Source organism: Micromonospora polyrhachis (genome assembly GCF_014203835.1).
Taxonomy (GTDB): Bacteria; Actinomycetota; Actinomycetes; order Mycobacteriales; family Micromonosporaceae; genus Micromonospora_H; species Micromonospora_H polyrhachis.
Map to the genome: position 1 here is coordinate 6,384,823 of NZ_JACHJW010000001.1, position 13,269 is coordinate 6,398,091.

Below are 13,269 nucleotides of genomic sequence, written 5' to 3' on the forward strand. Positions count from 1 at the left end.
GCGGATCGCACGAGGGGAGCGGATCGGATGACCGAACGAGACAAGGCGCGGGTGCTGTTCCTGATCCGAGTGCCGCTGGCGCGTACCGACGAGTTCCTGCGGGCGTACCAGCAGATCCGCTATCTGGTCGCCGAGGGGGTGCCCGGCCATCTGGTGGATCAGGTGTGCCGCTCGGCCGCCGACCCGGAGCAGTGGTTGATTACCAGCGAGTGGCTGACGTTGGAGCATTTCGAGGCATGGGAGCGCAGCCCGGAGCATCGGGAACTCGTCCGGCCGTTACGCGACTGCCTGACCGAGGCCCGGTCGTTGCGGTTCGCCGTTCAGGCCGAGACCAGTCGGCGAGCCAGCTCCGACGGGGTCGAGTTGGCGCATGCCGTCGAGTAACCGCTCTGCCGGGTTCCGTCACGCGGCGGCAGGGGCCGTCGAGCCCCGCAGCGCGGCGTCGACCAGGTTCGCGTATCCGGACTGGCCGGCCCGGTTCGGGTGATACGACTCGTTGATCGGCCAGGATGTCCCGTTGAGCCATTCGACGTCGTCACAAACGGCGTGCCCGGTGAACGGGCCGCGTGCGTCGACGAAACCGAACCCGTGTGCGGCGGCCCGCGCCTGGATCGTCGTGGCGAGCAGGTCGGCGGCGGCATTGAGTTCGGCCTGTTCGCCGGGGGAGATGCGGGCGATCACGTTGCACTCCTCGCCGTTGAACAACCGGGGGTAACCGACGACGACCACCCTGGCGGCGGGAGCGAGGGCTCGGATGCGGGTGTAGAGCTGGTCGAGCCGACCGGGAAGCACCGTACGGATCTGGTTCTCCGCGTTGTCGATCTGACCCCAGCAGGTGTACGGCCACGGCTTGGCGCATTCGGTGATCACGGATCCCCAGCCGATGTCGTTGCCACCGACAGAGACGGTGACCTGGTTGGTCGCGGCGGTCAGACTACCGAGTTGTTGATTGAGGACGTTGGCGACCTTCGCGCCGGAACAGGCGGCGAAGGTGAGCGTGGCACCGTTCCGGTTGGCGACGAGCACCGGGTAGGCGTGCCGGGAGCGCAGGCAGTCTCCGCTGTCCGGGTAGTACTCCCGGGTGCCGGTGCCTGAGGAGTAGGAGTCGCCGAGGGCGGTGTAGGTGATCGGGTCGGCCTGCGCGGGCGGGGCGATGCCGAGTACGACCGCGAGGGCGGCGACCAGGGGAATGGTGAGGCGGCGGAGGGACATGAGGGCCTCCTGACATCGCAGTGGGTAGATGTCAGGTTGGCAGGAATATTTCTCTATCGATAGATGTCGAGGTGAAGAATCTTCAGTCGTTCACCAGGGCGACGTCCCCGGCCGGGATGCCGGCAGCTCGACCGCGAACGCCGGCAGCTCGACCAGTGGACGTCGGCCGCGCGCGTGTCACGGCCGACGTCCACTTGGTTACCCGCCGGGTCAGTTCGGCAGCGGGAACCCGTACCGCGTCGCGTGCTCCGGATCGGTCGGATCGATCTGCCGGAGTCCCTCGTCGGCGAGCCGCTTGTTGATCTCCTCGAGCTGTTCGCGGACGAGGGACGCCTCCTCCTCGGTGACCTTGCCCCGGTGCGGCTTGCCGGCGTGCTCCACCGTGGCGTAGTCGACCTTCTCGGCGGCCTTCCGGCTGCCCTTGGGCGGCCGGATCCGCTCGGCGGTGCGCAGCAGCTGCGCCATCGGCACGTCGGTGGCCAGGGCGTCGAACTCGCTGGCGGTCAACGTCACTCGGCGCGGCTCACCACCGCCGTGCCGGTCGTAGATCTCCACGACCGCGACGTCCAGCGCCGCGTCGTCGATGCTCTCGATCTCGATAGGCTGGGCTTCCAGCTGCACGGGGCCGGCGACGAGGTCCGGATGCTCCAGGACGACCACCCGGACGATCTCGTCGTCCGGCTGGAGGACCTTACCGCTGAAGTCGGAGACGTGAACGGTCTTTCTTCCCATGCTTGGAACTTCTCCTGTCGAGTGGTGCTGGCAGGGCCAGGTGACGAAGTTACCCGACAGGTGTGCGAATACCGGGGTAGGGCCACGACCCCCGGCGGGTGGGCGTGTCGCCGTTCGACGGTGGGACGCAGCCCACTGGTCACCCCGCCGGGTTACCTGCCGTCCCCGGATTCTGCGGTAGCACCGCCGCCGGACCCTGCCGCAACGCCGGTACCGCGATGAACGTGCTGGCCGCTCCCCGCACCCGGCGTGGCCAGCGGGAATCGGTGGCGATGCGGTAGACGGCCTGGCGGAAGGACGGAGTGGTGGCGAGCGTACCGAGCACCGAAAGGCATCCGGCGGCGGCCGGTCCGGACCCCTCGTACCAGGTGCGCAGCAGTGCGGCGAGAATCTCGTCACGAACCTCCGGGTCGACCGACGTGCCGGTGGCGAGCAGGTGGCCGGCGGCCAGCACCTGGTCGCCGGTGCCCCGCGCCAACCTGTTGAGGACCGGCCCGATCTCCAGGCTGGCGCGGGCGAGCACGAAACCACCCAGGCTCCTGGTGGTGGGGTCGGCCATCAGCGTCAGCCATCGTTCCTCCTGCCAGGACCGGGCCAGCGGGCCGGCTGCCAGGTATTCCGCGACCTCTCGGGCGATCGGCTCGACATCGACCCCCCGGGGCGTGAACAAGCCGGTGCCGACCAGCAGAGCGGCGATTCGGCTCGGCCAATCCGGTAGCAGGTTGGCCGGGGAGGCAGGGGCGTGCCGGTCGACCCACGACACCGCCTCGGCTACCGCCCGGCCGGTCCGCAACCACCCGTCGGCCGCCGCCTCGAACACCTCCCCGACGTGCTCGGCCAGCCACTCGGCGACGGTCGTACCCGGCCCGGCACGGTGACGCAGCGCGTCGACCAGCGTGTCGACCGCTGGGTCACCCTCGGCGAGCAGATGGGTGACGAGCCGGTCCAGCAACTCGGCCCGATCCGGCGGGGACGGTCGAAACTCGTCCCGGCCCGCTGCTGGTCCGCAGCGGCGTTCCCAGGCGAGGGCGGCGAGGGTGACCAGCACCGGGTGGTACGCGAGCTTGTCCAGCTTCGCCCGGGTCAGGTCGTCGAAGAACCGTTCCCCGGCCTGTCTCGCTCGGGCTGGATCAGGTATCCGGGCGGCGAACCAGCGTTGGGCGAAGTTCGCCAGGTCGCCCTCGTCGAACGGCAGTAGTCGATGCTCCGCGAAGCGGTCACGGAGCGCGGTACTCTCCTCCTCGGCCAGTGGCCGGGTGGTGAGCAACAGGCGGTAGGGATGATCTGTCCGGCCTGCCCACTCCCGGAGCTGGCCGAGGACGCGGGACCGGACGTTGGCGTCGACGATCTGGTCGAGCCCGTCGACCAGCACCAGCCAGCGCCCGTGTGGGGCCGGCGGCCGGGTGACCACCCACTGGGGCAGCTCGGACCGGTACCTTTCGGCGATCGCCTCGGGCAGCGATCGGTCGATCAGGGCGGTCGCCGGGATGGCCAGCCCGATCTCGGCCTGCTCCCGACCACGGGCGCGGGTACGACCAGCCCAGCTTCGGGCCCGTTCCGCCATGGCGTGTCCGACGAAAGCGGTCTTGCCGCTGCCGGCCGTACCGATCAGCAGCACATGCCGGTCGGTACGCAGCAGCTGGTCCGCCGGGATCGCCAGCGCCGGGCTGGCGGGGGTGCCCTCGGCGGAACCACCTGCCGGACCGCCCCCGGGAGCAGGCTCGGCGGTGGCGACGCGTTGCGGCACGTAGACCACCGCCAGCGGGGAGACGTTGCCGTCCAGGAAGCGGTGGGCGTGCGTGAGGACCCCGCTGAGCTGGGCGGAGACTAGGTCTCTTATGGATGTGGTCGCATCGGAACGGCTCTCCCGGTGGCGTCGCCACGCGGCGATGCCACCGAACAGGGCGAGGAGCAGCGCGAGCGAGGTACCGACGATCGACGCGATGCTGTCGGCCTCACTCAGCATGTCATCGCCCACCGGTGCCCGTGACGTAGTCGTAGCCGCATCGCTCGCAGAAGCGGCCCCGGCGTCTGGTCTGGCAGCGGGGGCAGGACTCGTCGGCAGGCGCGTGGTCCTGCTCGTCCGGCGCCACCCTCCCACCCCCGGCGTCCACCGGTCCTGCGGTGCCCCAGGCCCGGGTGTGGTGACCGGTCACGGTGGGTACCTGCCAGTGTCCGGCGTCCACGTCGGGGCGGAGTCGGACCAGCCCGGCGGCGGCGTCCTTGATCTCCACCACCCGCGCGAAGACGGCGAGCTTGTCGTGGGCACCCGCCTGGTACGCCAACGCCACCGCCCGGCCCATCAGCGTCTCCGCCTCCGCCAGCCGACGTCGGTCGAACGCCTCCCAGGCCGCCCGGATCGCCCCCGCCAGTTCGTGCTGCCTCGTGTAGTGCGCGACGGTGGGGTTGATCTCGGTGTAGCGGGCGATGTCCTCGGTCCACTCCACCGCCACGGCCGACTGCCCCACCTCGGCCGCCCCGCCGTCGGCGTCCGGCCGGGGCAGCAGCAGGCTCAGCCAGCCCACCCGCCGGGTCTCCCCGGCGGCCATCGGCTGCACTGTCAGGCCAATGTGATAGTCACGGTGTCCGTCGCCCCAGGCCCCGATCGGATAGTCGATGGTCTGCTCGTCCACCCGTTGGCCGAGGTCGGTGAGGTCGGCGATGGTGGGATGCACCTGCTTGACGAAGCGCACCGTGGCCAGCGCCGAGGTGCGCACCCGGAGCCGCACGTCGCCCACCCGCTGGCTCATCGCCGCCGAGATGATGTCGGTGAACTCGGCGGCGAGCCGGTCGAGATCTTCCACCGGCACCACCGGGTTCGCGCCGAGCGCGTCGGCGATGCGCAGCAGTTCCGTGCCCCGCCAGGTGTCCACCCCGGGCCGGTCGGAGATGGCCCGGCAGTCGGTGGTGAACCGACCGGCGCTGGCCGCCAGCGCCGCCTCCAACTCGGCCAGCGGTTCGCTCTCGTTCTTTCCGTCGGTCAGCAGGATGGCGTGTCGGATCGCCCCGGCCTGCCCGGTGAAGATCCGGTCAGCGAGGCGGAGCCAGGTGCTCATCGCGGTTCCGCCGCCGGCGCTGATCCGCCGTAGCGCTTCCTTGGCGGCGGCGCGCCGCCGATCGGTGGCGGGCACGAGGCCGGGCTCGCCCGGATAGATCATCTCGGCCCGGTGGGTGCCGGCGACCACCGCGAAGAGGACCCCGTCCCGGAGCGCGTCGATCGCCGCTGCCGCGGCCCTACGAGCCTGGAACAGTTTGGTCGCCGGGGCACCCATCGACCCGGAACAGTCCAGCAGGATCACCTCGGCCAACCGGGGCGCGCCCGCCGGAACGGAAGCCTCGGCACCATCGGCGGCCCGCGTGCTGCGTACGGTGGCGACGATGTCCACCAGGCTGCCCTCGGTCGGTAGGTACATCTCGTAGTGCGGGGTTATGTCGAAGCTCGGGCGGGTCTCCACCGGCCTGCCTCCCGGGTCGTCGGGTACGGTCACCGCGTTCTCGTCGTGGGGTGTCGAAGGTCCGTCGACTTCGTTCTCACGTCCAGGTCCAGGGACGCACCGCGTTGGCCCGATCGACCAGCGCGACCCGGTCCCGGCGGCGCATGCTCTGTCTGGCCAGTGAGCGGTACGCCCGCTCCAACCGCAGCCGCAGCGCCGACTCGTCGAGGGCGACCCCGAACACCCGGCCGGCGGAGCCGCGTTGCCGGGGGAGCCGCCAGGTCAACGCGGCCTCCAGCACCTCCGCCGTCAACGCGTCCCGGGTGGACCCGGTCACCGGCAGGCCCTCGACCGTCGCCGCAGCGTCGACAAGTTCGGCCTCCGACGTGCCGGCCGTCGGTTCGGCGCTGAGCAGGACACGTACCTTGGCGATCTGCGCCGGCACCCGGTGACTGGCGGTCTCCGGCACCTGGTCCAGGGCGGCGGTGGCACCCCGGCGGTCGCCCTGACTCAGCCGGGTCCGCGCCAGGCCGAAGACCGCGCTGATCGAGGAGCGGTCGGTGGCCCAGACCGCCCCGTAGTGGCGGGCCGCCGTCGCCGTATCCCCGGCGAGTTCGGTGGCGGCGGCGAGGCCGAGCCGGGCGGCCAACTCGCCGGGGACCAGCCCGTACACGGTGTCGAACTCGGCCCGGGCGGTGGCGATCTCGTCGCTGGCGAGGGCGACCAGGCCCCGGTGCCAGTTCAACCGCCAGTCCCGGTCGTCGCCGTGACCCCGGGCCGTCGCCTCGGCGAGCGTCTCCGCTGCGGCTTCGGGATGCCCGGCCTCCAGATGTGCCCGTACCAGCCGCAACAGCACGTCCCGGGTACGCTCCGGGGCTCGGCCCAGTAGCGCGATCAGCTCGGCCGGCCGGACGGCACCGATCGAACCGAGGAACCCGGCGCCCGGGTCGGCCAGGTCCACCAGCGGCGCGGGCAGGGTGGTGGCGATCGTCGCTGCTGGTACCGGTTCGGTGAGGTCCTCGTGCGCGCCGAACGGCCGGGGAGTCAGGCCGAACAGGGGCGACGCCTCCGGCGGCGGCTCGGTACCCCGCTCGGCCAGCACCTGTCGCAGGACGCCGCGTACCTGGGCCCGCATCGTGGCGGCGCTGTCGAAGCGCCGGTCCGGGTCCGGGTCGGTGGCCCGGACCAGCAACCGGCGGTACGACTCGTGTTCGACCAGCAGCTGCGGTGGGGTCTCCAGGAACTGGCCGTCGGGAAAGCGGCTGACGAACTGGCCGGTGTTCGCGGCGAGGCTGAGCGCGGCGAGAGTACGACCCACCGTGTACAGGTCGGAACGCACCGAAGCGGCCCGCGCGCCCTGGGCGCGGATCTCCGGGGCCTCGAATCCTCGGGTGCCCAGCATCGGACTGTCCAGATCACCGGCGCGTCGGGCGGCCCCCAGGTCCAGCAGTTTGAGCCGGTGGCCGACGTGCATGACGTTGTCCGGTTTGAGGTCGCAGTAGAGCCAGCCCTGTTCGTGCAGGTGCTCGAAGGCGTCGAGGATGGCCATTCCGTAGCCGAGCACCTGGTCCAGCGGCAGTGGGCCGGAGACCCCCCACCCGGTGGGCCGGGGTCGCATCTCGTCCAACGAGCGGCCGCCAACGAACTCCATCACGATGTACGGCGTGCCGTCGGCCGCGTCCGGGCGGACGAAGTCGTAGATCTTGACGATGTTGGGATGGTCCAGGGCGATCAGCGCCTTGCGTTCCCCGACGAACGCTTCGGCCGAGGCAGCGTCCTCGGCGGCCCGCTGGCGCTTGAGCACCCGCCAACTGCCGTCCATGTCCTCGTCCCGGGCGGCGAAGATCCAGCCCATGCCGCCGTAACCGATGCAGCCCTGGATCACGTAACGCTGCTTGATGACGTCACCCTCGTGCAGCGGCGGGACGAACGAGAACGGGGTGCCGCAGCGAGGACAGAAGCCCTCGGCGAGCCCCGCGTCGGTCCCCTCGGTACGCCCCACCGGCCGCCGGCAGGTCGACTTGCCACAGAGCCGGGCCGGCTCCGGTACGGCATGATCGGCGCGGATCGCGGTCATCGGGTCACGCGGCGGGACCACCGGCATCCGTACCAGTCCGAACCAGAGCCGGGTGGCGACCTGAACTCCCGACCCGATTCCGCCGCCCGCTCCGGCCAGCGTTCCCGGCCCAGCGGGCCTCGACGACGTCGCTCCGGTACCCGGGCCACCGCTGCCGGTGCCGCCACTGGAGCCGGTGTCCCCGGTATCCGGTCCACTGCCGCCCGGAGCGGGGTCGCTGCCGCCCGGGTCCGGGCCGCCGCTGTCCCCGGTGAGCCCACGGCACTGGTGTCCCCACTTGAGACAGAAGCCGTCCTGGTCGACGGTGCCCGGGCAGTCCCGGGCGAGACAGGTCGTCACGGCTGCGCCTCCTCGTTCACCGCACCCTGGTAGCGCCAGACCGCCTGGTCGGCTGCGGTCGCGTCCAGTGGATCGGCGCGGAGCAGCCGCCGGGCCTCGTCATAGAGGTCGGTCAGGATCAGGTCCTCGGACCGGCCGAGGCTGATCGCCTTGTGTCGGAACGCCTCCAGCCGGCCCCGAAGTTCGACCCGGAACTCGGCCAGCCGCCGCCGGTGTGCCGCCGCCGTGTCCCGGGTGCGCTCCGCGAGCACCGTCGCGCTGGCCACCTCGACCCCGAGCTGCGTGGCGGCCTCCGGCTCGCCGGCCGCGTCCCACCACTGTTCCTGACGGCAGCGCTGTTCGAGGCGTCGTAGCCGAGCCCGGAGCGTACCGGCCCGAGGCTCGAGTGCGCCGTCGACCGCCTCCCCGGGCACGGCGGCCAGGCCCCGCCAGGCCAGCCGCGCCTCGGTTTCGTGGGCATCGAGGCGGCCGATCAGCATGCGGAGTTCGTCGACGGCGTCAGGCAGTTGGTGGCGCAGCTGTTCGGCCCGGCCGATCCGGCTCGCCACCTCGGTGATCCGGTTGTCGAGTCGGTCCCGCTGGCTCTGCCACGCCGCACCCTCGGCAGCGCCCAACGGATCACGGTCGGCACCCGCCCGCAACAGGTCCAGTTCCGCCCGTAGCTCAGTCAGTACGGCGGTCGGCGTGCACACGGCTCCCGCCGGGCCGTCGAGACTGGCGAGGCGTTCGGCAAGGGGGGTGAGGCGGTCGACCGCCGCTTCCCGGGCCGCCTCGACCACCGTGGCGACCGCCAGCACCGCCGAGTGGTTCTCACCCGCCGCAGCGATCACCTCCGGCAACGGTCGCCGGACCACCTCTGCGGGAGCCCCGGTCGCCGAGATGAGCACCACCTCACACGGACCGCGCAACAACTGGGCCAACTCGACGTGGTCCGCCGGCTGGCGCTGGCGTACCAGGGTGGCCCGTTCGAGTAGTTGTGTCGCGGCGGCGAGCTGGGCGGCCAGCTCGTTGATCCGCCACTGGACGTCCTGCCAGACCCGCGCCGTCTCCCCGGTGGCCTCATGCCGGTCGACGTGTCGGTAACCGTCATCGTCGGGGACGACCAGCGCCTCGGCCAACCGGGCGCATTCGGCCCGCAGCCGGTCCAACTCGGTACCGGGGTCCGCACGCTCCAGAGGATCGCTCATCGGCTGGCTCACAGACCCGGCGGCCAGACCGGGTTGGGACCGTACCGGGCTGGTGGCGGTCCGTTGTCCGGATGCTCGGGCAGCCAGGTACGGTGCATCTCCGCCCACCGCCCGTTGTCCCGCAGTTTCTGCAGTACGTGGTTGACGAACTTGACGAAGGCGATGTCCTCCTGCCGGAAGGCGATGGCGTGTGGCTCGTCGCTGAACCAGGTGCATGCCGATTTCGGTCCCACGTGCCAGTCGCAGGAGGTGTCGCCGTTCGGCCGGGTCAGTGGTGGTGTGGTGACCAGCCGGGTGGACGGATCGAGGTCCTGCAGTCCGAGCAGTACGTTGTGGTCGGTGGAGATCGCCTCTACCTGTCTCTGCTGGAGCATGACCAGGCAGTCGGTCCAGTTCGGCACCGACACCGGCACCGGCTTCTCCGGCCGGTCGGTCAGGTGCCCGATCGAGGTGGTGCCGGTGGCCGCGCACACCGGCTTTCCACCCAGGTCACCGATCCCGTGGTAGGGCGAGTCGCCCCGGACCAGCACGGTCTGCCCCGAGTCCAGGTAGTCGGTGGAGAAGGCGACCTCGGTGGCGCGTTCACACGTGGCGGTCATCGAGTCGGCGACGATGTCCACCGTGCCGTCCCGGAGTCGCTCCTGCCGTTCGGCGGAGGTGACGACGACGAAGCGGATGGTGTCCCGGGGGTCGCGGTCGGGGAAGAGCTCCTTGGCGATCTCTCGGAGTAGGTCGATGTCGAAGCCCTTGAACTCACCGGTCGCCGGGTCGCGGTGGGTCATCCGGGTCATCGTCTGGTCCACTCCGGCCCGGATGTAGCCCTGCTCGACGAATTTCCGTGGTCGGGCCGGATCGGCGGCCAGGCTTCGCCGCGCGTCGCACTCGGGCACCTCCCGGGACACCCGGGGTGAGGCAGGCTGTTGTGCCCCGACCGGGCGGGGGGAGGCCACCGGCGGTGGCTGGTAGACGTTGCCGCAGCCGGCGGTGCCGAGCAGGGTCGCGACGAGCAGCCCGGTGGCGATCCGGCGGCGGGCCGGGATGGTCCTCACTGGTACTCCCTCACTCGCGTCCAGACGCCCACGGCCACACCCACCGTCGCGATCAGGCACAGCACCAGTACGACCGAGCCCATCGAATCGGGCGAGGACGGTGTGTGGGCCAGCTCTCGGTAGATGACGTCGCCGCGTTCGTCGATCTTGCGGGTCAGCTCGGCGTCGTACGCCTCGAAGGCCGTGGCCACACTGCCCTGCGGTAGGGCGGCGGTGACCGCGAGCGCATGCTCCCCGACGAGTTCCCGCTCGTGGATGTCGTTGGTCTGGGCGGTGCACCAGGCGTTGATCAACCGGGTCATCGAGGCGAGGTCAGGTTCGTCGGTGCCGGCACAGCCGGCGCTCTCCCGGAACCGTTCTTGCATTTCCGCCATGCTGAACTGGTTGCTGTTGCCACCGAGCCGGAGATTGTCGTCGGCGCGGGCCTGGAGCGCACCCCGCTGGATCCGGATCAACTCCCAGTGCTCGTCGAGCTGCTCGCCCGCCACCGACAGCCGCTCGTCGGCCTGCGGCCAGTGCCGCCACGATACGGCCAACCAACCCACCGTGCCGATCATCGCGGCGGTGGCCAGGGCGAGTCCTGGGCTGATCCGACGTCTGGTGCGGTTACGCAACCAGCGCTGGCTCCACCAGAGCGCACCGAGGGTCGCCAGGGTGATCCCGATCGACCCGGCCAGCGCCAGTTGACCGCCCCGGCGGGCCTCGCGCAGCCGAGCCGTCTCCTCGCCCCAGAGCCGCTCCGCCGCCCGTAGCAGGATGTCGCGCAGATAGCCGGAGGCCTGCCGAAGGTAGGCGGCACCGAGCAGGGCGCGTTTCGGCTCGGTACGCGGTTCGCTGGCCAGGCCCTGTGCCTTCTCGATGAGGTCGACGTAGACCGGTAGCTGGTTGGCGATCCGGGCCAGGCTCGCCGATCGGTCGGGGTCCGCGCCGACGTAGCCGGCGGATTCGCCGAGCAGTCGGCGTACCTCGGACAACGCCCGCTGGTAACGCCCGTCCAGTTCACCTCGTTGGCCGGAGTCGGGCGGGGCGAGGAACCGACCGGTCGCGGCCGCGTCGGCTTCGGCCAGCGACCGGTAGAGGGCCTGGGCGTTGGCGCTCATCCGGGCGGCGCTGGTCACCATCTCCCGACCGGCGTTGACCGAGGCGCTCGTCGCCAACCCACCGATGATTGCGGTGACCGCGAAGAGCAGCACCAGGACCAGCCCGATCAGCAGCATGCGGCTGGGTGTGGGGGCCAGCACGAGACGCAGTCGCCCGAGTCGACGGCGCGGGGGCTGGTGAATATTCACGCACGCAATGCTACTGAGCGGAAGCGACCAGTCAGGGGCCCGCGACACGCCTCCGACCGGCTATTTCGAAGTGCGTTTCGGTGCTGTTGCGAAAATTGGGGTGGTGCGGTCCGGGGAGCCGCCCGGTAACCGCCGCGCGGCGATCCTGGCTAATCAACGAGCCGGGCGACCGCCGACCCGTGCGGCTTTCTTCTTTTCTGCCCGCCGGCGCTGCCGGGGAGTCAACTGCTTGCGGCCGGACTGCTTCAGGTAGTTGTCGTTCCGGCGTTCGTCGCTGGTGGGCATGGCGGCGCCTTTCGTCTGGGCCCGGGCGGCATCGTGCGGGCCATGAACGGAGTGGTGTCGGACAGAATGAACGGTGCGATCTACCCGAATTAGAGTGAGCTACACATTCCGCTGCCGCCGATGGTCAGCGGACCGGCCGCGGCGGTGGTCCAGCCGGACCCGGCCCTGCCTGCTGCGCATCGAGGGTGGTGCCGAGGAGCGACGGGGTGCAGGCCAAGTCGATCACCATCGTTAGGATCACCAGATGATCATTCGTCACGTGACCATCGACTGTGCCGAGCCGTACGAGCTTGCGCGGTTCTGGAGCAAGGTGACCGGGTGGCCGGTGTCCGATCAGGATGAGCCGGGCGACTCGGAGGTCCTTGTCGAAGCCCCGTCGCCCGTGCCGGGCCTGCTGTTCATCCGGGTGCCTGAGGGCAAGACGGTGAAGAACCGAATCCACTTCGACTGGGTGCCGACCGAGCGGAGCCGCGACGAAGAGGTGGAGCGGGTCGTCGGTCTCGGGGCAATGGTGTACGAGGACCATCGCGCACCGGACGGGCGCGGCTGGGTGACGTTGCTCGACCCCGAGGGAAACGAGTTCTGCATCGAGCGGAGCGAGGCGGAGCGCGCCGGCTGATCGGTACCGAGTCGGCTGTTCGAGCGGGTCAGCGGGGGTGACGACGATGACGAGAGCCCCGTACTCGCGCGTCGCAGCGATGCGGAAGCTCTCGTCTGCCCGGCAGCGTCACCTGAGCGAGAATCTCCGAGCCCCGAACCCGATCCGTCCGGCAGGATGACCGACGTGCAATCGATTGTGACGATCTACCGTTATCCGGTGAAGAGTGCGCAGGGTGAAGACCTTGAGGTGGCAGACGTCGAACCCGGAGGGCTACGCGGTGACCGTACCTGGGCATGTCTGGATGACCTCGACGGGACGGTAGGCAGCGCCAAACACCCCCGGCGGTGGGGGCGACTTCTCGACGTCGGTACGAATCTGCGGGACGACGCGGACGAGCCTGAACTGATGGTGCGAGTCGCGGGGAGGGATGTGCGCGCCGGCACCGCCGAGGCGGACACCGTGCTGAGCAGCTACCTGGGCCGTCCGGTGCGGCTGAGCCGGGAACTGCCGTCCGAGGCCAAACTCCATCGGCAACTGCCCGATGAGGCCGGCATGGTGCCGGAATGGATGCACGATGCCCGTCCCGGGCAGGAAACCGTGACTGCGACGGGGAATGCGCAGCTCGACGGCCGGTTCGTTGACTTTGGTGCCATCCACATCGTGACCACCGGCGCGCTGTCCCTGCTTGGCCAGCAACTGGGACGTACAGCGGTGGCTGCCGGGCGGTTCCGTCCCAATCTGGTCATCGACGCAGCACACGACCCAGAACCCGGTCAGGAACTACACATGGGTGATGTCGTACTCCGGGTGATGGTGCCGACGCCGCGATGCGTGGTACCGGCACTTGGCCACGGACAGCTACCCGCCGACCGCCTGCTCCTCGGCGTTCTGGCCAGGCATCATCGCGTCTCCGTACCCGGACTCGGTCGCGCTGCCTGCTTCGGGATCTATGCCGAGGTCGTGCGGCCAGGTCGGCTTCGACTCGGCGAACCGGTTCGCTGACACGTTGTCGTCCGCACCCGGACTCAACTTCCGGGGCACCCTGGACTGAAGACGGCCACCGT

12 protein-coding genes are annotated in these 13,269 nt (G+C 70.5%); 3 read left to right on the top strand and 9 right to left on the bottom strand.

Annotated elements, in window-relative coordinates:
* Positions 1 to 27: 27 nt before the first annotated feature.
* Positions 28 to 384 (top strand): antibiotic biosynthesis monooxygenase family protein, encoded by a 357-nt coding sequence (locus FHR38_RS28185; protein ID WP_184537881.1) that lies wholly within the window; start codon positions 28 to 30, stop codon positions 382 to 384.
* 18 nt (positions 385 to 402) lie between these two features.
* On the opposite strand, the gene FHR38_RS28190 is transcribed toward FHR38_RS28185, so the two are convergent.
* The 9 genes from FHR38_RS28190 to FHR38_RS32965 form a co-directional block, all read right to left on the bottom strand.
* Positions 403 to 1,212 carry an SGNH/GDSL hydrolase family protein gene (locus FHR38_RS28190; protein WP_184537883.1) on the bottom strand — a complete coding sequence of 270 codons (810 nt, stop codon included), beginning with the start codon at positions 1,210 to 1,212 and terminating at the stop codon, positions 403 to 405.
* 210 nt (positions 1,213 to 1,422) lie between these two features.
* On the bottom strand, positions 1,423 to 1,944 hold the full coding sequence (locus FHR38_RS28195) for a hypothetical protein (RefSeq protein ID WP_184537885.1): 522 nt from the start codon (positions 1,942 to 1,944) through the stop codon (positions 1,423 to 1,425).
* A 139-nt stretch (positions 1,945 to 2,083) separates the two neighbouring features.
* Positions 2,084 to 3,910: an NACHT domain-containing protein gene (locus tag FHR38_RS28200; RefSeq protein WP_184537887.1), complete on the bottom strand. Its 1,827-nt coding sequence runs from the start codon at positions 3,908 to 3,910 to the stop codon at positions 2,084 to 2,086.
* Between the two features lies 1 nt (position 3,911).
* Complete coding sequence (locus FHR38_RS28205; RefSeq protein WP_184537889.1) at positions 3,912 to 5,432, bottom strand: VWA domain-containing protein; 1,521 nt, start codon at positions 5,430 to 5,432, stop codon at positions 3,912 to 3,914.
* A 43-nt stretch (positions 5,433 to 5,475) separates the two neighbouring features.
* Positions 5,476 to 7,794, bottom strand: coding sequence for a serine/threonine-protein kinase (locus FHR38_RS28210; protein ID WP_184537891.1), 2,319 nt, complete (start codon positions 7,792 to 7,794; stop codon positions 5,476 to 5,478).
* Complete coding sequence (locus FHR38_RS28215) at positions 7,791 to 8,981, bottom strand: hypothetical protein (protein WP_184537893.1); 1,191 nt, start codon at positions 8,979 to 8,981, stop codon at positions 7,791 to 7,793. The genes FHR38_RS28210 and FHR38_RS28215 overlap by 4 nt, the downstream gene beginning before the upstream one ends.
* A gap of 8 nt (positions 8,982 to 8,989) precedes the next feature.
* A complete protein-coding gene (locus FHR38_RS28220; RefSeq protein ID WP_184537895.1) occupies positions 8,990 to 10,030 on the bottom strand; it encodes a transporter substrate-binding domain-containing protein in 1,041 nt (346 codons plus the stop codon).
* Positions 10,027 to 11,319 carry a GlnX family signal transduction membrane protein gene (locus tag FHR38_RS28225; protein WP_184537898.1) on the bottom strand — a complete coding sequence of 431 codons (1,293 nt, stop codon included), beginning with the start codon at positions 11,317 to 11,319 and terminating at the stop codon, positions 10,027 to 10,029. Before FHR38_RS28225 ends, FHR38_RS28220 begins: the two co-directional genes overlap by 4 nt.
* A 153-nt stretch (positions 11,320 to 11,472) precedes the next feature.
* Positions 11,473 to 11,604, bottom strand: a complete 132-nt coding sequence (locus tag FHR38_RS32965) for a hypothetical protein (RefSeq protein WP_281384938.1) — start codon at positions 11,602 to 11,604, stop codon at positions 11,473 to 11,475.
* A gap of 244 nt (positions 11,605 to 11,848) precedes the next feature.
* On the opposite strand from FHR38_RS32965, the gene FHR38_RS28230 reads away from it, so the two are divergent.
* Positions 11,849 to 12,223, top strand: a complete 375-nt coding sequence (locus tag FHR38_RS28230) for a VOC family protein (protein WP_184537900.1) — start codon at positions 11,849 to 11,851, stop codon at positions 12,221 to 12,223.
* Between the two features lie 156 nt (positions 12,224 to 12,379).
* Positions 12,380 to 13,207 (top strand): MOSC domain-containing protein, encoded by an 828-nt coding sequence (locus FHR38_RS28235; RefSeq protein ID WP_221449221.1) that lies wholly within the window; start codon positions 12,380 to 12,382, stop codon positions 13,205 to 13,207.
* Positions 13,208 to 13,269 lie beyond the last annotated feature (62 nt).